The organism is Pseudomonas sp. NFPP12, assembly GCF_900103205.1.
Taxonomy (GTDB): Bacteria; Pseudomonadota; Gammaproteobacteria; order Pseudomonadales; family Pseudomonadaceae; genus Aquipseudomonas; species Aquipseudomonas protegens.
Genome location: NZ_FMWW01000002.1, coordinates 150,765 through 173,312, shown reverse-complemented (window position 1 = coordinate 173,312; position 22,548 = coordinate 150,765). Strand labels below are relative to the sequence as shown.

At 60.5% G+C, this 22,548-nt stretch carries 26 protein-coding genes; 16 read left to right on the top strand and 10 right to left on the bottom strand.

Annotated elements, in window-relative coordinates:
• Positions 1-41 precede the first annotated feature (41 nt).
• The gene (locus BLS75_RS08330; RefSeq protein WP_011062565.1) at positions 42-737 is read left to right on the top strand and encodes a response regulator; all 696 of its coding nucleotides are present in this window, start codon (positions 42-44) and stop codon (positions 735-737) included.
• 15 nt (positions 738-752) lie between these two features.
• Here BLS75_RS08330 and BLS75_RS08325 read toward each other — a convergent pair whose 3' ends face one another.
• Positions 753-1,787, bottom strand: a complete 1,035-nt coding sequence (locus BLS75_RS08325; protein ID WP_011062564.1) for a patatin-like phospholipase family protein — start codon at positions 1,785-1,787, stop codon at positions 753-755.
• A 219-nt stretch (positions 1,788-2,006) separates the two neighbouring features.
• Between BLS75_RS08325 and BLS75_RS08320 the strand changes: the two genes are divergently transcribed.
• The 3 genes from BLS75_RS08320 (at position 2,007) to BLS75_RS08310 (ending at position 4,103) form a co-directional block, all read left to right on the top strand.
• The gene (locus tag BLS75_RS08320) at positions 2,007-2,285 is read left to right on the top strand and encodes a hypothetical protein (protein ID WP_011062563.1); all 279 of its coding nucleotides are present in this window, start codon (positions 2,007-2,009) and stop codon (positions 2,283-2,285) included.
• Positions 2,286-2,428: 143 nt separating this feature from the next.
• Positions 2,429-3,196: a CHAD domain-containing protein gene (locus tag BLS75_RS08315; RefSeq protein ID WP_072450632.1), complete on the top strand. Its 768-nt coding sequence runs from the start codon at positions 2,429-2,431 to the stop codon at positions 3,194-3,196.
• Positions 3,197-3,305: 109 nt separating this feature from the next.
• Positions 3,306-4,103, top strand: a complete 798-nt coding sequence (locus BLS75_RS08310; RefSeq protein ID WP_011062561.1) for an acyl-CoA thioesterase — start codon at positions 3,306-3,308, stop codon at positions 4,101-4,103.
• A gap of 4 nt (positions 4,104-4,107) precedes the next feature.
• Here BLS75_RS08310 and BLS75_RS08305 read toward each other — a convergent pair whose 3' ends face one another.
• From BLS75_RS08305 to BLS75_RS08295, 3 genes are all read right to left on the bottom strand, one after another.
• Positions 4,108-4,470 carry a terminase gene (locus BLS75_RS08305; RefSeq protein ID WP_026019949.1) on the bottom strand — a complete coding sequence of 121 codons (363 nt, stop codon included), beginning with the start codon at positions 4,468-4,470 and terminating at the stop codon, positions 4,108-4,110.
• Positions 4,471-4,587: 117 nt separating this feature from the next.
• Positions 4,588-6,069 (bottom strand): methyl-accepting chemotaxis protein, encoded by a 1,482-nt coding sequence (locus BLS75_RS08300; RefSeq protein WP_011062559.1) that lies wholly within the window; start codon positions 6,067-6,069, stop codon positions 4,588-4,590.
• Between the two features lie 85 nt (positions 6,070-6,154).
• Complete coding sequence (locus BLS75_RS08295) at positions 6,155-6,961, bottom strand: TatD family hydrolase (protein ID WP_011062558.1); 807 nt, start codon at positions 6,959-6,961, stop codon at positions 6,155-6,157.
• A gap of 235 nt (positions 6,962-7,196) precedes the next feature.
• Between BLS75_RS08295 and BLS75_RS08290 the strand changes: the two genes are divergently transcribed.
• The 3 genes from BLS75_RS08290 to BLS75_RS08280 all read left to right on the top strand — a co-directional run bounded on the left by BLS75_RS08290 (position 7,197) and on the right by BLS75_RS08280 (position 9,762).
• Positions 7,197-8,618 carry an MltF family protein gene (locus BLS75_RS08290; protein ID WP_072450631.1) on the top strand — a complete coding sequence of 474 codons (1,422 nt, stop codon included), beginning with the start codon at positions 7,197-7,199 and terminating at the stop codon, positions 8,616-8,618.
• A gap of 103 nt (positions 8,619-8,721) precedes the next feature.
• A complete protein-coding gene (locus tag BLS75_RS08285) occupies positions 8,722-9,156 on the top strand; it encodes a DoxX family protein (RefSeq protein ID WP_072450630.1) in 435 nt (144 codons plus the stop codon).
• A gap of 285 nt (positions 9,157-9,441) precedes the next feature.
• Positions 9,442-9,762, top strand: coding sequence for a hypothetical protein (locus tag BLS75_RS08280; RefSeq protein ID WP_011062555.1), 321 nt, complete (start codon positions 9,442-9,444; stop codon positions 9,760-9,762).
• A gap of 131 nt (positions 9,763-9,893) precedes the next feature.
• On the opposite strand, the gene BLS75_RS08275 is transcribed toward BLS75_RS08280, so the two are convergent.
• Positions 9,894-10,523: a response regulator transcription factor gene (locus BLS75_RS08275; RefSeq protein WP_072450629.1), complete on the bottom strand. Its 630-nt coding sequence runs from the start codon at positions 10,521-10,523 to the stop codon at positions 9,894-9,896.
• A 292-nt stretch (positions 10,524-10,815) separates the two neighbouring features.
• Here BLS75_RS08275 and greB point away from each other — a divergent pair, with 292 nt between their 5' ends.
• The gene (gene greB / locus BLS75_RS08270) at positions 10,816-11,289 is read left to right on the top strand and encodes a transcription elongation factor GreB (RefSeq protein ID WP_065365470.1); all 474 of its coding nucleotides are present in this window, start codon (positions 10,816-10,818) and stop codon (positions 11,287-11,289) included.
• Between the two features lie 33 nt (positions 11,290-11,322).
• Here the strand turns inward: greB and BLS75_RS08265 are convergent, their stop codons facing one another.
• Entirely contained in the window at positions 11,323-13,827 is a 2,505-nt protein-coding gene (locus BLS75_RS08265; RefSeq protein ID WP_072450628.1) for an ABC transporter permease, read from the bottom strand.
• Complete coding sequence (locus tag BLS75_RS08260) at positions 13,827-14,510, bottom strand: ABC transporter ATP-binding protein (protein WP_011062551.1); 684 nt, start codon at positions 14,508-14,510, stop codon at positions 13,827-13,829. The genes BLS75_RS08265 and BLS75_RS08260 overlap by 1 nt, the downstream gene beginning before the upstream one ends.
• Positions 14,511-14,520: 10 nt before the next feature.
• Here BLS75_RS08260 and BLS75_RS08255 point away from each other — a divergent pair, with 10 nt between their 5' ends.
• The 3 genes from BLS75_RS08255 (at position 14,521) to BLS75_RS08245 (ending at position 16,585) form a co-directional block, all read left to right on the top strand.
• Positions 14,521-15,126: an arylesterase gene (locus BLS75_RS08255; protein ID WP_072450627.1), complete on the top strand. Its 606-nt coding sequence runs from the start codon at positions 14,521-14,523 to the stop codon at positions 15,124-15,126.
• 56 nt (positions 15,127-15,182) lie between these two features.
• On the top strand, positions 15,183-15,476 hold the full coding sequence (locus tag BLS75_RS08250) for a hypothetical protein (RefSeq protein WP_007931378.1): 294 nt from the start codon (positions 15,183-15,185) through the stop codon (positions 15,474-15,476).
• A 134-nt stretch (positions 15,477-15,610) separates the two neighbouring features.
• Complete coding sequence (locus BLS75_RS08245) at positions 15,611-16,585, top strand: L,D-transpeptidase family protein (RefSeq protein WP_015636545.1); 975 nt, start codon at positions 15,611-15,613, stop codon at positions 16,583-16,585.
• Positions 16,586-16,711: 126 nt separating this feature from the next.
• On the opposite strand, the gene oprI is transcribed toward BLS75_RS08245, so the two are convergent.
• Positions 16,712-16,963, bottom strand: coding sequence for an outer membrane lipoprotei OprI (gene oprI, locus BLS75_RS08240; RefSeq protein ID WP_003448337.1), 252 nt, complete (start codon positions 16,961-16,963; stop codon positions 16,712-16,714).
• Between the two features lie 642 nt (positions 16,964-17,605).
• Here oprI and BLS75_RS08235 point away from each other — a divergent pair.
• Positions 17,606-17,887, top strand: a complete 282-nt coding sequence (locus BLS75_RS08235) for a GNAT family N-acetyltransferase (protein WP_011062548.1) — start codon at positions 17,606-17,608, stop codon at positions 17,885-17,887.
• A gap of 60 nt (positions 17,888-17,947) precedes the next feature.
• Here the strand turns inward: BLS75_RS08235 and BLS75_RS08230 are convergent, their stop codons facing one another.
• Together BLS75_RS08230 and BLS75_RS08225 are read right to left on the bottom strand one after the other, a co-directional pair.
• Positions 17,948-19,024 carry a 3-deoxy-7-phosphoheptulonate synthase gene (locus tag BLS75_RS08230; protein WP_011062547.1) on the bottom strand — a complete coding sequence of 359 codons (1,077 nt, stop codon included), beginning with the start codon at positions 19,022-19,024 and terminating at the stop codon, positions 17,948-17,950.
• 140 nt (positions 19,025-19,164) lie between these two features.
• Complete coding sequence (locus tag BLS75_RS08225; protein ID WP_011062546.1) at positions 19,165-19,599, bottom strand: PilZ domain-containing protein; 435 nt, start codon at positions 19,597-19,599, stop codon at positions 19,165-19,167.
• On the opposite strand from BLS75_RS08225, the gene BLS75_RS08220 reads away from it, so the two are divergent.
• The 4 genes from BLS75_RS08220 (at position 19,598) to BLS75_RS08205 (ending at position 22,473) form a co-directional block, all read left to right on the top strand.
• Complete coding sequence (locus BLS75_RS08220; RefSeq protein WP_072450626.1) at positions 19,598-19,984, top strand: thioredoxin family protein; 387 nt, start codon at positions 19,598-19,600, stop codon at positions 19,982-19,984. The genes BLS75_RS08225 and BLS75_RS08220 overlap by 2 nt on opposite strands.
• Positions 19,984-20,940 carry a putative 2-dehydropantoate 2-reductase gene (locus BLS75_RS08215; RefSeq protein ID WP_011062544.1) on the top strand — a complete coding sequence of 319 codons (957 nt, stop codon included), beginning with the start codon at positions 19,984-19,986 and terminating at the stop codon, positions 20,938-20,940. Before BLS75_RS08220 ends, BLS75_RS08215 begins: the two co-directional genes overlap by 1 nt.
• A gap of 31 nt (positions 20,941-20,971) precedes the next feature.
• Complete coding sequence (locus tag BLS75_RS08210) at positions 20,972-21,877, top strand: 5'-nucleotidase (protein ID WP_015636544.1); 906 nt, start codon at positions 20,972-20,974, stop codon at positions 21,875-21,877.
• 95 nt (positions 21,878-21,972) lie between these two features.
• On the top strand, positions 21,973-22,473 hold the full coding sequence (locus tag BLS75_RS08205; RefSeq protein ID WP_011062542.1) for a universal stress protein: 501 nt from the start codon (positions 21,973-21,975) through the stop codon (positions 22,471-22,473).
• The last annotated feature ends 75 nt before the right edge of the window (positions 22,474-22,548 follow it).

The window sequence follows — 22,548 nt, the reverse complement described above, 5'->3', positions numbered from 1 at the left end:
GCGCTACGCTTTTGCCTCTTAATTTGTCTTGAACTGAAACCATGAGCCAGACCGCGACCATCCTGGTCATCGACGACGAGCCGCAGATTCGCAAGTTCCTGCGCATCAGCCTGGCGTCCCAGGGATACAAAGTGATTGAAGCCGGGACCGGCACCGAAGGCCTGGCCCAGGCCGCCTTGAACAAGCCGGACCTGCTGGTACTTGATTTGGGGCTGCCGGACATGGATGGGCAGCAGGTGCTGCGCGAGTTTCGCGAGTGGTCGGCGGTGCCGGTGCTGGTGCTTTCGGTGCGTGCCAGCGAGTTGCAGAAGGTCGAGGCGCTGGATGGTGGTGCCAACGACTATGTGACCAAGCCTTTCGGTATCCAGGAGTTCCTGGCGCGGATTCGCGCCCTGTTGCGCCAGGCGCCGAGCGGGGAAGTGCAGGAGGCGGCGTTGCAAGTGGGGCCGCTGACGGTCGACCTGGCTTATCGGCGGGTGCTGCTGGACGGTGTCGAAGTGGCCCTGACCCGCAAGGAATATGCGGTGCTGGCCCAGCTGGCGCGGCACCCGGGGCGGGTAATTACCCAGCAGCAACTGCTCAAGGACATCTGGGGCCCGACCCACACCGAGGACAGTCATTACCTGAGGATCGTGGTCGGGCACTTGCGCCAGAAGCTGGCGGACGATCCGACCCGGCCACGCTTCATCGTCACCGAGGCGGGGGTCGGCTACCGCCTGCTGGGCGCCGATTCCTGAGTTTGCGGCCTTTCGCTACTGGTCCTGCTCGTAGCGGTCCAGGGTATCGCTGGCAATCTCACGGCCCAGGGCGATCAGCTCCGGCGCCTTGTAGAACTCGAAGAAGCGGCAGACGCGCTTGGGCACGTTGATCAGGATATCCGGCGGGTAACCGGCGATCTTGTACTGCGCCAGGGAGGTCTGCATGACCTCGAAGCTCTGGTTGACCAGGTCCAGCAATGACGCCGGGCCGACGTTGTCGATGATGAAGGAGCCGCTGGCGGATTTCGGCGCGCCGTCGGTTTGCGGCGCGGCGGCCGGTTGCTGGGCTTCCGGCTCGGCGCCCTCGACCCATGGATTGATCTCCGCGGCTTCGCTCTTGAAAGCTTCCTGCTCGAGCAGTAGCAGTTGTTCGGCCTGCTTGCGGCGAAACGGCAGGTGTGAGCCCAGGGAGTTGATCAGGCTGTCAAAGCGGCTCTTGAACGCGGGTGGGCGCTGGATCACCGGTAACTGGTAGTGGCGCTGGTTGGTAGAGTTGAGGTTCACCGCAATGATCAGGTCGCAGTGGCTGGAAACCACCGGAACGATGGGCAGCGGGTTGAGCAGGCCGCCGTCCACCAGCATGCGGTTGCCCTGCATGACCGGGGTGAACAGGCTGGGGATCGCGGCGGAAGCACGCATGGCCTGATGCAGGCAGCCTTCCTGGAACCAGATTTCCTGCTGGTTGGTCAGGTCGGTGGCGACGGCGGTATAGGGGATGCGCAGGTCTTCGATGTTCACTTCGCCGACGATCTTGCGGATCTGGCCGAAGACTTTCTCGCCGCGAATCGCCCCCAGCCGAAAGCTCACGTCCACCAGGCGCAGCACGTCGAGGTAGTCCAGGCTTTCGATCCATTCCCGGTACTCGGCGAGCTTGCCTGCGGCGTAGATGCCGCCGACCACTGCGCCCATCGAGCAGCCGGCAATGCAGGCGATGTCATAACCGCGTTTTTCGATTTCCTCGATGACGCCGATATGGGCGTAACCGCGAGCGCCCCCCGACCCAAGGACCAATGCGACACGTTTGCTCATGATTCGTCCCTTCGACAAACAGGCTGCAACAATGCACCCATAGCGCCTCGTGGTTCAATTGCTGATGCGCTGCGGGGCCTGTGAGTTTTTTTCTAGGGCCGCCGGGGCCGCGAGGCTATGCTCCTGCAGCTATATTTTCCAAGGGGTGGGACTGGCACTTTTTCCTGCGGCCATCGTCTTAACCTGTACGACTGTTTTCCCTATCTTGAGGTGTCATCGATGAAAGCCTGGATCTGCCTGCCCCTGATTGCGTTGGTATTGACCGGTTGTGCAGGCAAGACTGCCTACCGTGACAGTTGCGGCACGCAGCTGGACGCTGCCTGGCACGAGCTGGACCTGGCCAAGGCCGAAGGTTTCGCTGGCACCGTGAGTTACTCCAAGGCGTTGTCGCTGCTGACCGGCGCCAAGACCCAGCAGCAGTTCGAAGCCTTCGAAGGCTGCACCAACAAGGCCGAGAAGGCGCGTTTCTACATTCGTGAATCCCGGGCCGGGCGCTGAGCCGCGACAGCCGCTAAGCTGGTCCGACAATCATCACCGCGAACCTGAATGATCTGGCGCAATGCCTGTCGCCGGTTCGCGGTGCCGTTCTTGGAACTGGATAAGCCGAAGTCAGGCTTTTGACTCGTGTTGGGGAAGCCTTGATGTCTGCCTTGGTTGATCGTTTGGTGGCTCAGGTTCTGGGCCTGGAAGTGAGTTTGCTGGCTTGTCAGGCCCGCTTGTCGGCCGCCACGGATGCCGAGGCCTTGCATGATCTGCGCATCAGCGTGCGACGCTTGCGCAGCCTGTTGCGCCCGTTGCGTGGCCTGCCCGGAGTGGAGCAACTGGAAGCCGCGGCCAGCGAAGTGGGGCGGGTGACGACGCCGATTCGTGATCGTGAAGTATTGGCGGCCTATCTGCATCAGCATGGCCAGCATGCCGCTGCCGACCGTCGTACCTCACAGCTGTTGCATGAGTACTCGGCAGTGGCCGCGGGGGCGGAATTGGCGCAGTTGTTTCTGGTGCTGGATGTCTTCCCCAGGTTCCTCCGGGCCTCTGAGCGCCAAGGTTTGCTGCGGGGCCTGCGCGGCAGTATCGAAAAACGCCTGGCCAAGCAGTGGAAAGCCTTGGGCCAGGCGCTGCTGGACCCTGCCCACGACCGTCATCGCCTGCGTCTGCTGATCAAGCGGGTGCGTTACGCCGCCGATGCCTATCCCGAGCTGGATCGCTTGCCCTTCCAGGCGATGAAGCGCCTCAAGGCGGCTCAGAGCGCCCTGGGCGATTGGCATGATTGCTGGCAATGGCTGGCCCAGGCCGAGCAGCAACTGGATTTACTGCCCTGTGTGGCGGTCTGGCGCAGAACCATGCTCAAGGCCGAGGCCCGTTCCGATCAGGTGCTGGAGCAACTGCATCGCGATTGCTTCAAGCGGTGAGGGCCGAAGGGCGGCTTATCTGTCCGCTGCTTTGGCCGGAATAATGGCTGTGTGGCTCTGCGACGCTGGTTAAGATCCCTCAGTCTATTTTTTGTCCCCCGAGGTTTTCATGCGTTTCTATGATTTGCTCGAAGCCGTTCGCGGCCAGCCCCAGGCGCTGACCATTCCGGCGGAATGGGCCCAGGGGCGCGCCAGTTTCGGTGGCCTGGTGGTTGCTCTGCAGTATGAAGCGATGCGGGCCAAGGTTGCGGCGGACCGCCCCGTGCGGTCGCTGGCGGTCACCTTTGTCGGCCCGGTGGCGCCAGATGTGCCGGTCAGTTTCGAGGTGGATGTGCTGCGCGAAGGCAAGGCCGTCAGCCAGGTACTGGGGCGGGTCATGCAGGAGGGTCAGGTGGTGACTCTGGTGCAGGGCAGTTTTGGCGCTTCCCGTGAATCGTCCGTCAGTGTGGCCGCCGAACCTGCGCCCGAAATGAAACACTGGGATGATTGCCAGGAGCTGCCTTATATCCAGGGCGTGACGCCGGAGTTCATGCGTCATCTGGCAATGCGCTGGAGCATCGGTGGCCTGCCATTCACCGGCAATCGTTCCCGCGACATGGGCGGTTGGGTGCGCTTGCGTGGGGATGTGAAGGAAGAACCGGTCACCGAGGCGCATATCCTGGCACTGGTGGATGCCTGGCCGCCGGCGCTGTTGCCGCACCTGACCAAGCCCGCCGCGGGCAGCACCCTGACCTGGACCATCGAGTTCGTCCAGCCGTTGCTGGAACTGAGCACTCTGGACTGGTGCAAGTACCGGGTGGAAATCGAACACGCGCGTGACGGCTACGGGCATGCGGCAGCGGCCTTGTGGAATGCTGAGGGCCAATTGATCGCCCTGAGCCGCCAGACGGTGACCATCTTCGCCTGAGCCATCAGTGCCGGTGGCGCTGCAACCAGGCACGCCACCAGGCACCGCTCAGGACAAAGCGCGGAAAGGTCACGAACTGTTCCACCAGCAGCCGTTGCACGGCATCCTTGCGATCACTGAAGGGCTCGGCGGCCTGGGCCTCCAGGCTGTGTCCGTGGCGCTGCAGGCCCAGGGCTGCGAGGATGCCGACCACACCGATGGCCAGGCTCAGGAAGCTCAAGGAAAACACGCCCGAAACAATCAGCAGAAAACCGATGATGAATAGCGGTACGGCAATCAGGTGCAATACCAGATTGGCAGGGTGCTGGTGATTCTGCGGGTAGACGCGCCATTGCCAGGCGGGGAGGTTGGGGTGACGTTTGCCCATGATGATCATCCTTAGTTCTTTAAGACTCATGAACCAAGGATAGGGGCCAGTTGGGATGGCGGCGAATCAAGGCTGGCTATCGGTGCGATAGCCAGTAGGGGGGTAGAGGCACTCGGATCAGAGTTTCAGCTGGCCTATGGCTTTGCTCAACTCACCGGCCAGGGTCGCCAGTTCACTGCTGGTGGTGGCCGAGGCAACGGTCTGTTGCACGGTGTTCTCGGTGACATCGCGAATGCTCACCACCGCCCGGTTCATTTCTTCCGCTACCTGGCTCTGCTGTTCCGCTGCGACAGCGATCTGCGTGTTGCTTTCGCGCATCTGGGCTACGGCGCCGGTGATTTCCGCCAGTGCCGCGCCGGCTTCCTGGGCCTGTTGCACGCAGTCATCGGCCTTGAACGAGCTTTCCTGCATGAAATCCACGGCATCCCGGGTGCCGGCCTGCAGGGCCGAGACCATGCTGGTGATCTCGTCAGTGGAGGTCTGCACACGCTTGGCCAGGTTGCGTACTTCATCTGCTACCACGGCAAAACCGCGGCCCATTTCCCCTGCTCGAGCGGCTTCGATGGCGGCATTGAGGGCCAGCAGGTTGGTCTGCTCGGCGATGCTGTGGATAACGTTGACCACGCCATTGATCTTCTGGCTGTCCTCGGCGAGCTTCTGAATCATCTCGGCGGTCTGCTGCACGCCATTGGAAAGCCCGGCGATGGATTTCTGCACCCGGCCCACCACTTCATGGCCGGTACCGGCCAGGGTGTCGGCGGTCTGCGACAGGTCCCGGGTGGCACCGGCATGCTGGGCGATGTGATAGACGGTGGCGGACATCTCGTTGATGGCCGTGGCGGCCTGATCGGTTTCGCTCTGCTGGCCGAGCATGCCGTGGCGTACATCGTTCATGCTCGAGGCCAGGCGTGCGGCGCCCTGGTCCAGCTGCCGGGCGGTATTGGCCACGGTATTGACTACCCGCTGGTATCCGGCCTGCATGGCATTGAAGGCGCTGGCCATCTGACCCACCTCATCCTTGCAGGACAGCGGCACGCGAGCAGACAGGTCGCCGGTCTTCTCCACGTGCAGCATGACGTCCTTGAGGGTGTTGAGCTGGCTGAGGAGAAAACGGATCAGCAACTGCGAGGCGCAGAGCATGGCGAACATCAGGATGAACACTGCGACGGCGTAATTGGTGAAACGATCGCTGAAGACCTGGGCCAGGCTCGGGGCGTAGGCCAGTACGGCGACCTGCTGGCCGTCGGCGCGCTGGATCACGTCAGCGCCCAGTAGCGGATTTTCACCGAACAGCGGCATAGGGTTGAGCTCGACCCAGCCGTTGGCGCCGTTGAGTTCGCTGAGAGTCTGCTCGTTGAGGCTGGGTGTCTGTCCCCGGGAGAAATACAACAGGTGTTCGGCGCTGGGCAGCGCCTGTCCTTCGGGCCAGGCGCCGAGCAGCTTCGCCTCGGCCTGGGCGGCAGCCTGGGCTGTCTGGCTGCGAGCCTGTTGCTCCAGTTGCACGGCGTACAGCACCAATAACAAGGTGGTGACGAAGGCGACTGCATTGACCGCCCAGAATTTGTACTTCAGCGAGATATTGCTAAGCCAGGCACCCATGGAAGGTCTTCTCTGATTGAGCGAAACAGTATTGGCAAGGTGCCATTATTGTGCCGCCATGATCTCGGAAAAATCTTGATGTGGGTCAAGCAATCTCTGGCAAGCGAAAAAACGCCCGAGAGCAGGCGGTACTGTGGCTTGCAAGGTCTTCTAGGGTTTCACCGCGGTGCAACGCAACTTCTCGTAAAACCTCGGTCAGATAGGCCGGTTCGTTACGACCATTTTTCGGCTTTGGCCGCAAGCTGCGGGGTAGCAGGTAGGGGGCATCGCTTTCCAGCATCAGGCGCCCGCGGGGGATGTCGCGTACCAGCGGGTGCAGGTGGGTGCCGCGGCGTTCGTCGCAGATCCAGCCTGTGATGCCGATGTGCAGGTCCAGGTCGAGGTAGCTGAACAGGGCCTTTTGTTCACCGGTAAAGCAGTGGACTACAGCAGCCGGCAAGCGATCACGGAAATCCCGCAGGATGTCCAGCAAGCGCAGGTTGGCGTCACGTTCGTGGAGAAACACTGGCAGCTGCAACTCGACAGCCAGGGCCAGGTGTTCTTCCAGGACTTTTTCCTGTTGCGGGCGGGGAGAGAAGTCCCGGTTGAAGTCCAGGCCGCATTCGCCCACGGCGCGTACCCGTGGCTCTCCAAGCAGAGCGCGCAAGCGTCGCGGGCTGTCGGCATTCCAGTCGCTGGCGCTGTGGGGATGCAGCCCGGCGGTGGCAAACAGTCTCTGCCCGTCGGCGTCCAGTTTCTGGCACAACTCCAGGGCCTGTTCACTGCCTTCGACGCTGGTTCCGGTGAGGACCAACTGGCACACCCCAGCCTCATAAGCACGATTGAGAACGGCTTGGTGTTTTTCGGCAAAACTGGGATTGGTCAGGTTGACGCCGATATCGATGAGTTGCATGGTGCTATCTCCGCCTGCGGCCGGAAAGCATATCAGAGCTGTAGATTTATAAGAAAAACCAAGAACTACAACGAGTTATAGCTGTCTTTTGCTGCCGGACCAGAGCAACGGCCACGTTCTTCAGCGCCATTGCACGGGTCTTTCGCAGCTTGCCAGCGCTCAAGGCGCTCTGTTTCTGGCAATCAATTCTTCAAAAAGCGACGAAGGGTTGAACAGTATTCTTTGCGGAGAACGGATGACCCGATCCTCGATATTGCTCGCGCTGTGCCTGTCATTGCTGCTGCCCTTGCCGGCGCTGGCGCGCTTGCCCGGGCCACTGGAAGCGCACGCCACGGGAAAAGTGCGCGACCTGGCGGAAATCCGCAGCAGCCGGGTACTCCGGGTGCTGGTCAATCAGAGCCGCAATAGCTCCGGAGAAGTCCAGGGCCAGGCCATAGGTGTCGAGTACCACCGCCTGCGCTCGTTCGAGCAGTACCTCAATGGCCATGCTCGCGACGGCCAGGAAATCAGCCTGAAGATCATTCCCAAAGCCAAGGATCAATTGCTGGGTGCATTGCAGCGGGGCGAGGGCGACCTGGTGGCGCCTGGTGAGCTGCTGGAAGCCCAGCCCGGAAATGCGGTCAGTTCCAGCGACCCGATCGTCAGTAATGTTCCCCTGCTGCTGGTCGGGATCAAGGGTGAGCGCCGTTATACACGGATCGAACAGCTGTCCGGCAAGACCCTGACCCTGACTACCGGTAGTGCGGCGGGGGACGCGGTCAGCCAGATCAATCAGAAGCTGGCCCTGCACAAGCTGGCGCCGATCAAGGTGGAGTGGGTCGACCCCAGCCTGGCGGTGGAGGATGTGCTGGAAATGGTCCAGGGCGGCATTTTCCACCTGACGGTTGTCGAGCAGCCGATTGCCGAACGCTGGAGCAAGATCCTGCCCAAATTGCGTTTGGATAGGCATTTGAAGATCAGTGAGCCGGGTGAAGAACACTGGTTTGTCCGGCGCGATGCGTCGATGCTGCGGGCGAGTATCGACCGCTTCCTCAAGACCTATAAGGCGCCGGCGGATCAGGATGTGGCGTTCCTGCGTATCTACCGACGCCAGTATCAGGTGCACTATCCCCTGGCCCGGGCCGACCGTCAGCGTCTGGAAAAATTGCGTCCGGTTTTGCAGAAGCATGCCGGCGAACAGGGCATGGACTGGCTGAACCTGGCGGCGCTGGCGTTCAAGGAGTCAGCGTTGCAACCCCCTTCCAGAAGCGGCAGCGGCCCTACCGGGCTGATGCAGATCACGCCTTCGGCAGCGCAGCGGGTCGGGGTCAACAATATTCAGTCCGTAGATAGCAATGTGCAAGCAGGGGCCAAGTACCTGGCGATGATTCGCCGTAAATTTTTTGCCAGCCCCAAACTCAATGAGCGCGAGCGCATGGCATTTGTGCTGGCGGCCTACAACATGGGGCCGGAGCGGGTGCAGGGTATGCGCAGTGAAGCCCGGCGGCGGGGGCTCAACCCCAACCAGTGGTTCTTCCAGGTGGAGCGCATCGCCATGGAGCAAGTGGGCATGGGGGCCGTCAGCTATGTTAATAGCGTCAACAAATACTATCTGGCCTTTGATCGTGAACGAGACTCCCTGGAGCCTCCGGAGCGGAAAGTTGCGTCACGTAAATGATCTAAAAAATCGATTATTTTCTTGAGTAATTTCCGCTTTTAACATGATTAAAACTGATTAGTATGGCGACCAACTTTCCTACCTTCACACAGGACTACACAGCATGAGCACACTGACCAACAAGCTACTGGGCACTCGCGCGGGCTACGGCTTGACCGTACTGCGGATCTTCGTCGGCATCATCTTCGTGGCTCACGGCTCGCAGAAACTCTTTGGCTGGTTTGGTGGTGGCGGTCTGGCGGGAACGGCGCAGTGGATGGAGAGTATCGGCCTGGCTCCCGGCTATTTGATGGCGTTGTTATCGGGGGGCACCGAATTCTTTGCCGGTCTGGCACTGATCATTGGCCTGCTGGCGCGTCCCGCTGCATTGGGCCTGTCGTTTACCTTGCTGGTGGCGATTTTCTCGGTGCATATCAGCCATGGCCTGTTCATGGCCAACAACGGTTATGAGTTCGCTCTGGCACTGCTTGGCGGCACTGTTGCAGTTCTGATTGAGGGGGCCGGCAAGCTGTCCCTGGATGCGGCAATCGCCAGGTAAGTCGATGCGCGGGCGGTGTTCCAGAGGCTCTGGATCAGCCGTGGGAGAAGTTATCCCAGGCCTGCGAATGCAGGCCTTTTTCGTTGCTGACAAATCTTGACACTGACCTGCCGGCTTCTCTAGGATGCTGCTCATGCGCCGATTTAAACAGCTACTTGCGGGGCGCCAGGTGAGTCGAAAGATCACTGATAGAAGCTATAGTCAGGCTTCGAAATACCGCTAAAGCGCTGGTTCGGTGTTGCCTCTCACCTGCCCGGCAGAAATCTGAGGCAGAGACACAATACGATGAATGCACCACGCCCCCTTGTACGTCTTGCGCCGATCACGGCGAGTCTTTCCCAGCGCAATCCGAAAATCCTCCTGGGTGGCAAGCACCAGCCCACACTATTGCGTTATCTCGACGGTTGGCCACGACGTTCCCCGGGCCCAGCGGCGTTTCTGATTCAATTTGTCGAAGAAGGTGAGTCCCTGGCACGCTTTGCCAGTGACAGCTTCGATCTGGCGGTCATTCCGGCACCCAGTGCGGCGGATGCTGCGGAAGTCATCAAGCAACTGACCCGCGTCGCTCGCCAGGGGTTGATCATCCGCCGCCAGTTCAGCAGTTGACCCGCCGGTAGTGCATCACGGCTGCTGAACTGCGCCTTGTACAGATCGGAACTCCATTGAACAGACACCGGCTGGAAAGTCTTCAGTCGTGGCGGTTGTCCGTCATTTGGTGGCGATTAATGGCTTGATGATCAAACTACGGCATTGCGTTTGGCCAATTCGGCCAAGGCCACCAGGTTGGACACATTGAAACGCTTGAGTAACCGCACTTTGTAGGTGCTGACGGTCTTGTGACTGATCAACAGCGCATCGGCAATCTGCTGGTTGTTCAGACCGGTAGCCAGCAGTTTCAGCACTGTTATCTCGCGGTCGGTCAGGCGGGAAATCAACACACTCTCCTGGTTGGCGGCGTTGGTGTTCTGCTGCAGGATATTAATGGTGTCTTCCGGAAAGTAGCTGTACCCGGAAAGGATGGCCTTTACCGCATTGGCCAATTCGTGAAGGTTCTCGGTCTTGCACAGAAAACCTGCGGCTCCGGCTTGCAGGCAGCGCAGGGCGAAGTTTTTCGAATCACTTGAGGTCAGTACCAGGGTCTTGACGTGCAGCCCGGCGGACTTGATGTGCGCGATGACCGAGAACCCATCCAGGTTGGGGATGCCCAGGTCGAGGATCAGCAGGTCCGGCAGGTGTTTGCGCACCAGTTGCACGGCATCGGCACCGTTGTCGGCTTCGGCGACGATATTGTGATTATGAGGATCCAGCACCGACCTGATGGCCAGTCTGATCAGTGGATGGTCATCGACGATAATGATGTTGCCCATGTGGTACTTTCCCTTTGCTTTTGAGGTGTTGGTAGTTATTGGCTAGCTCTGTGGGGAATGGGTATCAAGCAGTGTGGCGTGCCGATTGCCGACGCTCTTGTCGAACCTATGCCCTGGGCCGTACGGCTCGGCTGTTTGGCCCTATGATTGGCTGACCTCTCTGAAATCTAAATCGGACAAATCTGATAGTGATGTCCATAGATCGGTGGCAGATGCCGCTCATGACGTGCCGGCTTTGTCGGCTCATACAACTAATGCGCAGCATGCATAAGGCTGGAGGCTGATTAGCCAATTGAGTACCAAGCTCATCACACAGGATGGTTACGACGCTCTGAAACAAGAGCTGGACTATTTATGGCGGGAGAAGCGCCCGGATATCACGCAGAAGGTCACCTGGGCGGCCTCGCTGGGCGATCGCAGCGAGAATGCGGACTATCAGTACAACAAGAAGCTTCTGCGGGAAATCGACCGTCGGGTGCGCTACATACGCAAGCGCCTGGAAGACATGAAGGTGGTTTCCTACGCGCCTGAGCAGGAGGGGCGGGTGTTCTTTGGTGCTTGGGTCGAAGTCGAAAACGAGGTGGCCGAGATCAAGCGCTTTCGTATCGTCGGTTACGACGAGATCTACCTGCGCAAGGACTACATCTCCATCGATTCGCCCATGGCCAGGGCGTTACTGAAGAAGGAAGTGGGTGACGAGGCCGTTGTCCACACCCCGGCAGGTGAAACCTGCTGGTGGATCAACCAGATCGATTATGTGAAGTAGGCTCGCCGACCTGGGCAGGCGAGCCTTGGGCTTTCAACCTTCGCGCAATACATTCAGCGGGCTGGCGTTCAATGCTCGACGGGTACCGAAAACTCCCGCCCCGCCTACCAGCAGCGCCCCCACCAGAGGCAACAGTAACAGCCATGGATGCGGGTGCCAGGGCAGATCGAAAGCGAACCGGTAGAGCACCAGGCTGACCAGTTCGCACCCCAGTGCTGCCAGCAGGCCGCTGACTGCGCCCAGCAGGCCGAACTCGATCCGCCTGGCTTTCACCAGCAGTTGCCGCTCGGCCCCGAGGGCACGCAGCAGCGCCCCCTGGCGAATGCGTTCGTCCAGGGTGGCCTGGAGCCCGGAAAACAGCACTGCCATTCCTGCCGCCAGGACAAACAGCAACACATATTCCACCGCCAGGGTGACCTGGGCCAGGATGCTGCGCAGTTGTTCCAGCAGGGCTTCGACCTGAAGGATGGTCACTGCCGGGAAGGCCCGGGACAGCTCGACAATCTGCTGATCGTGCCCAGGGCTCAGGTAGAAGCTGGTCAAGTAGGTGGCGGGCAGATCCTTCAAGGTGCCCGGTTGGAAGATCATGAAGAAGTTCGGCTGGAAGTTGTCCCAGTTGATGCTGCGCAGGCTGGTGACCCGGGCCTCCCGGTTGGCGCCGGCGACCGTGAAGGTCAGGTGATCACCCAGCTTAAGCTTCAGGCTCTGCGCCACCTTGGCCTCGACCGAGACGCCGGGCAACCCGTCATCCGGCTGGGCTGACCACCAACTGCCCTCGATAATGCTGTTGCCGCTGGGCAGATCGGCGGCCCAGGTCAGGCTCAGATCGCGTTGTATGGCCCGATCACCGCTGGAATCCTTGCTGACGATCTCCCTTACCGGCTCGCCATTGATGCTCACCAGGCGCCCCGGAACCACGGGGTACAAGGGCGCCGAAGGGGCGGAGAGCTGCACCAGGCGCTCGCTGAAGGCCTGTTTTTCCGCCGGCATAATGTTCAGTGCGAAGTAGTTGGGGGCATTTTTCGGCAATTGGTTTTGCCAGGTGTCCAGCAGTTCGCCACGCAGCAGGGCAATCAGCGCCATGGACAACAGAATCAGGCCGAAAGCCAGGGATTGCCCGGCCGCAGCCAGGGGGTGACGCAGCAACTGGCCCAGGCCCAGGCGCCAGGGCAGGGCGGCGCGGGCCAGCAGGCGCCGCAGGCTTTGCAACAGCAGCAACAACAAGCCACCCAATACCAGTGCCGCCAGCAGGCCACCGCCCAGCAGGGCGAAGGTCAGCACCAGGTCCAGGCTCAAGCGCCACATGATCAGGCCCAGGGCCAACAGAGCGGCGCCGTAGATCATCCAGGTGCTGGAGGGGATTGGCAGCAGGTCGCGCCGCAGTACGCGCAGCGGCGGCACCCGTCCCAGCGCAGCCAGGGGCGGCAAGGCGAATCCGGCCAGGGCCACCAGCCCGGTACCGATGCCGGCGATGGCGGGTAGCAATCCTCCGGGTGGTACGTCGTTGGGCAGCAGGTCATGTAGCAGGTAAAACAGGCCGAGCTGGGCCAGCCATCCCAGCAACGCCCCACTGAGGCTGGCCAGCAGACCCAGAACGCCCAGCTGTACGCTGAACAGCAGCATGGTTTCCCGGCGTGAGAGGCCCAGGCAGCGAAGCAGGGCGCTGGCATCAAAGCGTCGCGTGGCGAAGCGATTGGCCGACAAGGCTACTGCAACCCCTGACAGCAGCACCGCTACCAGGCTGGCCATGTTCAGATAACGTTCGGCCTTGCCCAGGGCTCCACCGATCTGCTGGTTGCCATCGCGGGCATCCTGCAGCCGCTGGTTGGCGGCCAGCGCCGGCTTGATCTGTTGACGATAGGCCTCAAGCGCCGGAGCCGGTCCGCGCCACAGCTCCTTGAAGCTGACCCGGCTGCCAGGCTGGACCACGCCGGTGGCTTGCAGATCTTGCAGGTTGATCAGGACCCGGGGCGTCAGGCTGTAGAAGTTGCCGGCCCGGTCAGGCTCGTAGGTCAGCACCCTGGCCAGGCGCAAGGTTTTCATGCCGACGTCGATGCTGTCGCCAATCTTGAGGTCCAGCGCAGTCAGCAAGCGCGGTTCGACCCAGGCGTCTCCGGGCGCGGGACCGCCTCCGGGCTCCTCGACCCCATAGGGGGCTGGGGCACTCTTGAGCTGCCCCCTCAGGGGGTAGGCTTCGTCGACGGCCTTGATGCTGGAGAGCTGGATCGCATTGTCGGTGGCAATGACGCTGGAGAACTCGACAATCCGCGCATGATCCAGCCCCAGTTTCAGGCCGCTGTCGAGCTGTTCCGGGCGTGCTGGGGAACTGCCTTCCAGCAGCAGATCTGCGCCGAGGAACTCGGTGGCGCGTAACAGCATGGCGCCGTTCAAGCGTGCACCGAAGTAGCCGATGGCCGTGCTGGCCGCAACCGCTACCAGCAAGGCGAAGAACAGTACCCGCAACTCTCCGGCACGGGCATCGCGCAACAGTTGGCGGACAGCGAGGCTGAACAGGCGCGGCAGCGGCAGACGTGCCATCAGGGCTCCAGAGGGGCGACCAGCAGGCCCGCTTCAAGACGGATCAGGCGCCGGCAACGATGGGCCAGGCGTTCATCATGGGTCACCAGCACCAGGGTGGTGCCGCTTTCCTTGTTGAGTTCGAACAGCAGGTCACTGATGCGTTCACCGGTATGGCTGTCGAGGTTGCCGGTGGGTTCATCGGCAAACAGCACATCGGGTTCGGCAGCGAAGGCCCGGGCAATGGCTACCCGCTGTTGTTCGCCACCGGAAAGCTGGCGTGGCGAGTGGCTAAGGCGCTGGCCAAGGCCGACCCGCTGCAGCAGTTCGGTGGCCCGCTCGCGGGCATCGCGACGGCCGTCCAGCTCCAGGGGCAGCATGACGTTTTCCAGGGCATTGAGGCTGTCGAGCAATTGGAAGGACTGAAAGACAAATCCTACATGCTCGGCCCGGATACGGGCCCGCTGATCCTCGTCCAGCTGGCTCAGGGCCTGGCCCGCGAGGGTGACTTCGCCGCTGCTGGGCAGGTCGAGCCCCGCCAGCAAGCCCAGCAGGGTCGATTTGCCGGAGCCGGAGGCGCCGACGATGGCCAGGCTGTCGCCCTGGTTCAGCTCGAGGCTGAGTTCATGCAGGATGGTCAGTTCACCTTCCGCGCTGGGAACCACTTTGCTAAGGTTCCGCGCAGTGAGAATGCTTGCGCCCATGGAGAATCCGATGCGTGTATGGTTTTTGAGTGCCGGCCTGGCCTTGATGTGCATGGCCCAGAACGTAGCGGCGGGTACGGTCCTGATCGTTGGCGATAGTATCAGTGCGGCTTTCGGCCTGGATACCCGCCAGGGCTGGGTAGCTCTGCTGGAAAAGAGGCTCAAGGACCAGGGTTTTACCGACAGGGTAGTCAATGCCTCGGTCAGTGGTGACACCAGTGCCGGGGGCCAGGCGCGGCTGCCGGCGCTGCTTGCAGAGCATAAGCCTGAAGTGGTGATTCTCGAGTTGGGGGGTAACGATGGCTTGCGCGGCCAGCCGCCCCGGCAATTGCAACAAAATCTTGCTTCGATGATCGACAGCTCCCAGGCCCAGGGTGCCAAGGTGCTGCTTTTAGGCATGCAATTGCCGCCCAACTATGGCGTGCGCTATACCCAGGCCTTTTCCCAGGTCTACAGCCAGTTGGCCAGCGAGAAAAAGGTAGCCTTGGTGCCGTTTTTTCTTGACGGGGTCGGGGGGCATTCCGAACTGATGCAGGCAGACGGTCTGCACCCTGCGGCAGCGGCCCAGGGCAAGTTGCTGGAAAATGTCTGGCCGACGCTAAAACCGCTGCTTTGACGCTTTTCTAGTGACAGTGTTTCGGCTAATGTGGCGCCCCCGATTTGGAGCCCCCGATGCCGCGTCCCGCCTGGTCCCTGTTTGCCTATCAACTGATCGAGCCTGATGAGCAGCTTGACCTGTTCGCCTGCCAGGAAGTTCGGGTGCATCTGGTGACGCGTCAACTGGAGTTGGGCGGCTCTGCCGACCGCACCTTGTGCGGCACTTTGTTGCCCGCGCAACCGCGCTGGTCGAGCGTGGATCGGACGATTTTCCAGGACCAGCGACTCTGCCCGTTGTGCCGGGCGATTCTGGAGTCGCAAAAACGTGGCACGCCGCCAATCTGGCCTGAGCTGCGTTTCGAGTTGTAGGCGGTCGCCAGCAGGCCGTTTCGACAGGGAATTCATGTGTCTGCGCTTGTCTCCCCGGCCTGGCTGCCGAAGCCGGAGGGCGGGGTGTACAATCGTGTTTCTTTCATTCGTTGTTCATGCGAAGGATTATCCGGATGTTGCCCCGCCTCCCTGTCGTCACCCGCTGCCTGACACTCGCCGCCTTGTGTGTGGCCGGTCCTGTTGCCGCATTGGAATTGCCTCTACCGCCGCCGGGTGAAGACATCGTCGGCCAGGTACAGGTGATCAAGGCCAAGTACGAGGATACCTTCGCCGACCTGGGCACGACCTACGACCTGGGTTACCTGGAAATGGTCGCGGCCAACCCGGGGGTCGATCCCTGGCTGCCGGGGGCGGGCACTGAGGTGATCCTGCCTACGCGTTTCATTCTGCCGCCCGGGCCGCGCGAAGGCATCGTGATCAACCTGGCTGAGTATCGACTGTACTACTATCCCAAGGGTCGGAACGTGGTTTACACCTTCCCGCTGGGTATTGGTCGTGAAGGCTGGGGGTCACCGATCGCACACACCAGCATTACCGCGAAAACCCCGAATCCGACCTGGACGCCCCCGGCTTCGATCAAGGCCGAGCATGCCGCCGACGGTGACCCCTTGCCGAACGTGGTACCGGCTGGGCCGGACAACCCCTTGGGGCCATTCAAGTTCACCCTTGGCACACCGGGTTACCTGATTCACGGTTCGAACAAGAAGTTCGGTATCGGCATGCGCACCAGCCACGGCTGTTTCCGCATGCTCAACAACAACGTGCTGGAGATGGCCGGCATGGTGCCGGTGGGAACTTCGGTGCGCATCATCAATGATCCGTACAAGTTCGGTATCAGCGGCGGGAAAGTCTACCTGGAAGCTCATACGCCGTTGGATGACAAAGGCAATCCTTCGGTGGTCGACAAGCACACTGCAGTGATCAATGCCTTGCTCAAGCGTGAGGACCTGGCCAACAACCTGCGCATGAACTGGGATGTGGTGCGTGATGTAGTGGCAGCCGAAGATGGCTTGCCGGTGGAGATCGCCGTGCCGACGACAGCGCCTGTGACAACAATGTCCAACGCGACCTACGATTTGCAGCAGTAAGCGCTTAAGTGCAACCCGCCGATACCTGCTGGTAGCGGCGGGTTTTTTATTGCCGGTGAAGAACTCCGGGCAATAAAAAAGCCGATCCAAAAAATGGATCGGCTCGATAACAATCCCGAGGGACTATTACTTGCGGCTAGCTTTTTCCAGCATACGCAGAGCGCGCTCGTTAGCTTCGTCAGCAGTCTGTTGTGCTTTTTGAGCAGCAGCCAGAGCTTCATCAGCTTTACGATAGGCTTCGTCTGCACGAGCCTGAGCACGAGCTGCTGCGTCTTCAGTAGCAGTCAGACGAGCTTCGGTTTCTTTGGATACGCTGCTGCAACCGGTAGCCAGAACTGCGGCCAGAGCCAGAGCAGAGAATTTCAGAACGTTGTTCATCGTGTTCCCCTTCAAGGACTTTCTATTAGTAGCTATCACCTCAGAGTGAGGAAATAGCCGGCGTACATACTACCCATTACTTGTAGTAAGTAAACTGACGTAGCGCAAGAAGCAAAAAAAATTCTAGGCGTTGTTTCTTTTTCGAGCAACTTTTTAGCGGGTTGTATAAAAAATATTCAGCGACGAAGCTCCGGGGCCGAATGCTGCTTGTTTGCCAGCATCGTTATCGGAGTTTCCAGGCGCTGTTTCAGAGCCTAGGCTAAAGTCGGTCTATATTGTGTCGACTGCACTTTTCTTCAGAATTTGTTCAGCCCTGAACCTATGTTTAAGCATCTTGTGGGTGACTTTAAGAGGCGGCGCTCGTCTTATGTTTCAGCATCCGGCGATGTACCGTCTCAAGACGTTTGGGTATCGATCCCGACTAAGGATCGTACACAGCCTCAACAAGGTTTTGCGCCGATCTGTGACGAGTGTGGCTTGAGCATTTGTGCCAATGGCGCCTATATTTTGTAACGTGCTGATGGCGCAAGGACGAGAGCTTCTACGGGGCGGCCGACAGGCACGAGGTGGCGTAAGTTGTTCCTTCGCCGGAAAAACATCGGTAAGGTAGGGGTCAGCATTCCAGACCCGCAAGGAGTAGTGATGAGCGAGGCGTTGTCCATCCACCATGACCAGGCTGGTCATCAGTTCGAGACCAATGTGGACGGTCATCGTGCCTACCTGACCTATATGGACCTGGGTAAGCAGACCCTGGATATCTATCGTACTTTCGTGCCCAACGCACTGCGTGGGCGCGGTATTGCTGCGGCGTTGACCGAGCAGGCGCTGGAGTACGCCGAACGCATGGGCTACACAGTGATTCCGTCGTGCTCGTACGTAGAGCGCTATATGGAGCGTCATCAGCGCCACGCAGCAAAGCTCTGACCGGGGCGACCATGAAAAACGCCGGGCTTGGCCCGGCGTTTTTGTGTCTGCAGGAAAGGGTCAGCTGCGATCGCGTTTCGGCAAGACGTCCTTGAGCTTGGCGTGCATGCCGCGCAGGGTCTTCTCGGTACTTTCCCAGTCGATGCAGGCATCGGTGATCGATACGCCGTACTGCAGTTCCGACAGGTTCTTCGGAATCGCCTGGCAACCCCAGTTCAAGTGACTTTCCACCATCAGGCCGATGATCGACTGGTTGCCCTCGAGGATCTGGTTCGCCACGTTTTCCATAACCAGCGGCTGCAGTGCCGGGTCCTTGTTGGAGTTGGCGTGGCTGCAGTCGATCATGATGTTCGGCTTGATCTTGGCCTTGCTCAGGGCCTGCTCGCAGACGGCGACGCTGACCGAGTCATAGTTGGGCTTGCCGTTGCCGCCGCGCAGCACCACGTGGCCGTAGGCGTTGCCCTTGGTGGTTACGATCGACACGCCGCCCTGAGGGTTGATCCCCAGGAAACGGTGAGGGCTGGAAACCGACTGCAAGGCGTTGATTGCCACAGTCAGGCCACCGTCGGTGCCGTTCTTGAAGCCCACGGCCGAGGACAGGCCCGAAGCCATTTCGCGGTGAGTCTGGGATTCGGTGGTACGTGCACCAATGGCCGACCAACTGATCAGGTCCTGCAAGTATTGCGGGGAGATCGGGTCCAGGGCTTCAGTGGCAGTAGGCAGGCCCATTTCAGCCAGGTCCAGCAGCAATTGGCGACCAATGTGCAGGCCGTCCTGGATCTTGAACGAGTCGTCCAGGTAAGGGTCGTTGATCAGGCCTTTCCAGCCGACGGTGGTCCGCGGTTTCTCGAAGTAAACGCGCATCACCAGGTACAGGGTGTCGGAAACTTCAGCCGCCAGTGCCTTGAGCCGCTCGGCGTATTCGTGGGCTGCCTTGATGTCGTGGATCGAGCAGGGCCCAATGACGATGAACAGGCGGTGATCAGTGCCGTCGAGGATATTGCGGATCACTTCGCGACCCTTGGTCACGGTGCGCAAGGCGGTGTCGCTCAGCGGGATGTCTCGTTTGAGTTGATCAGGGGTGATCAGGGTCTCGTTGGAGGCGACGTTAAGGTCGTTGATCGGTAAATCAGCCATCGTGTTACTCGTCAGGTCACGGGTGCCGGCCGCCAGCGATCCCCGCGCGGCGGAGCACAGCGGATTTGAGCGCGTCGGGGAGCGGAACCTTAGCGCGTTAGCCGGTGACTCTACAATGGGCAGGTGGCGGTTTTATTGGGCTATGGCTGTACAAAGGCCTGGTGCACACGGTCTTCGGAATAGTCTTCTGCGTGCTGCTCGACCCAATCCAGCGCCAGTGCCTCAATGCATTGCTGTTCGCTCTGAGGTTCATGCAGGCGACAGTAGCGGGCGATCTGGCACACCTGCTCACCCATGCGCGCGCCAAACAACGTTTGTTCGTCGACGAACGCGATGCCCACCAGGTAGCCACGCTTGCGTTTCAGGCACCAGGCGACATAGCCGTTGTAACGGGCGTTATCCCCCAGCGTCGGCATGTACACCTCCAGCGCGGTACCGCGGCGCCAGGCACGGTGGTAATTGCACGCCATGCCACCGAGGCTGATAGTGTGCAACCGCTGGCGTGAAATACAGGCGTGCTTGCGCAAGGTCAGTTCAACCGGAACATCATCAGGATGAGGCAGAAAACGTCCCATGACCGCAGACTCCGAGTGTCGTCCATTTGACATTGTTTCCCCCAGTATAGTGCTCGAATTGGAACTGACCGATTTCGATATCGACCAGCAATTACTGGCCCTTGGCGGCGTTTCCCTGGTTGTTTTCACCAGTGTCGGCTGTTCCAGTTGCCGTTGGGCCCGGGCGCGGTTGCCGGAGTTGGAGCTACCCATCGACCGTCTTTGCTGGGTCGATGCGGGTGATAATGGCGGTGCGGTTCAGCGCTATCAGGTGTTCCACTTGCCAGCTTTGTTCGTGGTCCGCGACGGTGAGTTTCATGGAGCGCTACAGTCGCGCCTGACGCAGCAGGATCTCAGCGAGAGCCTGCGTCAGGCGCTTAATCGAATACCAGAGGAGTTGCCTTGATGGGTGCAGGCCGTAAACCGCGTGTAGGCATTATCGGGACCGGAGCGATCGGAGGTTTTTACGGGGTGATGCTGGCACGTGCCGGTTTCGACGTGCACTTTTTATTGCGCAGCGAATATCCGGCAGTGCTCGAGCATGGGCTGCAAGTCAACAGCAGCCAGCACGGCAAGCTGACGTTGAAGCCGGCGCAGGCCTACGCCAATGCCGAACAGATGCCGCCTTGCGACTGGCTGCTGGTGGGCGCCAAGACCACCAGCAACCTTGATCTGGCGCCGGCGATCATTCAGGCCGCGGCCACCGATGCCAAGGTTCTGGTGCTGCAGAATGGGCTGGATGTCGAAGACGACCTGCGCGCGGTGCTTCCCGATTCGCTGCATCTTCTGGGCGGCTTGTGCTTTATCTGTGTGCACCGCGCCGGGCCCGGGCAGATCGAGCACCAGGCGCTTGGCGCGGTAAACCTGGGTTACCACAGTGGCCCGGCCAGTGCCGATGCGACCCTGAGCCAGGCGATAGTCGAGGAGGGCGCCGCGCTGTTTCGCGAGGCGGGGCTCGATTCCCAGGCCATGGGCAACCTGCAGCAGGCGCGCTGGCAGAAGCTGGTGTGGAATGTCCCGTATAACGGCCTGTCGGTTCTGCTCCGAGCCAGTACCACGCCACTGATGGCCGACCCCGCCAGCCGCGAGCTGATCCAGGACCTGATGCAGGAAGTGCTGCAAGGGGCGGCGGCTTGCGGGCATGTCATCCCTGCGGCCTATGCGCAGCAACTGTTCAAGTCCACCGAGCACATGCCGGATTACTGGCCCAGCATGTACCATGACTTCCTGCACCAGCGTCCTCTGGAACTGGCAGCTATCTATGCTGCACCCTTGGCGGCAGCGCGGGCCGCAGGTTGTGAGCTGCCGAAGATCCAGGCGTTGTACCAGGCCTTGAGTTTCATCGACCGGCACCACGCCTGAGTTGGGCTTATTACCTTTAAGGGGATGAAATATGGCAAAGGGCCTGGATGGCAAGCTGGTGGTGGCGATCTCGTCGCGGGCGCTGTTCGACCTGGGCGACAGCCACAAGGTCTATCTGGCCCAGGGGGTCGAGGCCTATCGGCAGTACCAGATCGAACATGAAGAGGAAGTCCTCGAGCCCGGTGATGCCTTCCCTCTGGTCAAGAAACTCCTCAGCCTCAATGCCAGCCTGGGCCGAGCCCGGGTCGAAGTGGTGCTGGTCTCGCGCAACAGTGCCGACACCGGGTTGCGTGTGTTCAACTCGATCGAGCACTACGGCCTGGGCATTTCCCGAGCAGCCTTCGTCGGCGGGCGCAGCCCTTATCCCTATCTGGCGGCCTTTGGCAGCGACCTGTTTCTCTCCACCCATGCCGATGATGTGCGCAGTGCACTAGAGGCCGGCTTTGCTGCGGCAACCATTCTGTCCGGCGGCACCCGGCGCGCCGAAAATGGCGAACTGCGCATAGCGTTCGACGGTGATGCGGTGCTGTTTTCCGATGACTCGGAGCGTATCTACCAGTCCGGCGGCCTGGAGGCATTCCAGGCCAGTGAGCGGCAGTCGGCACGAGAACCGTTGCCGGGCGGGCCGTTCAAGGGGTTCCTGGCGGCACTCAACCTGCTGCAGGGAGAGTTTTCCGATGAGGCCAGTCCGATCCGTACCGCCTTGGTGACAGCCCGTTCCGCGCCGGCCCATGAGCGGGTAATCCGCACCTTGCGCGAGTGGAACATCCGCCTGGACGAATCGCTGTTCCTTGGCGGGCTGGAAAAAGCCGCCTTCCTCGAAGCCTTTGCAGCCGACGTGTTCTTCGACGACCAGGCCGGTCACTGCGAGCTGGCTCGCGAAGTGGTCGCCACCGGTCACGTGCCGCACGGCGTGAGCAACGAAACCAAGGCTTGAGTCCTAAAATCCGTGGTTTTTCCTCGGACCTCCCACAGTTCCAGGCACTGCTAAGCTGAATCAATCTCCGCCATCTTGGCAGTTGAGGAGGTCATATGATTCGTTCGATGCTGTATGCCACTGACCTCGGTCTGTATGCGCCCTTTGTGATGCAACATGCCCTGGAGCTGGCTCGAACGTTCAATGCCGACTTACATGTAGTGCACGCCGTGGAGCCCATGGGCCTGTTCGCCGAATCAGTGTTGCAGAGCTACCTGGATGAGCAGTCGCTGAATGAGTTTCACCGCCAGGGCCTGAATACAGTGATGGCCAATATAGAGCAACGGGTGCTGGACAGTTTTCGCGAGGAACTGGGGGAGGGGATGCAGGACCTGACCTTGATCCAGTCGGTGCGGGTGCTTCAGGGGGACCCGTCCCAGGTGATTCTGGAGCAGGCAGGGAAACTCTCTGTGGATTTGCTGATCGTAGGAAGTCACAGCCATGGGGTGGGGGCGCAAACGCCTTTGGGGCGTACCGCAACGCGAGTTCTGCAACTGGCCAAAGTCCCGGTTTACCTGGTGCCTCTGGTGCAGCGTCGACGTCAGGGCGATACCTGAGGATGGAATGGAAAATTCTGAATAAAAGTTCTAGATTTATTCTCCTGACCATTAATATAGTTATATACCGTCGCT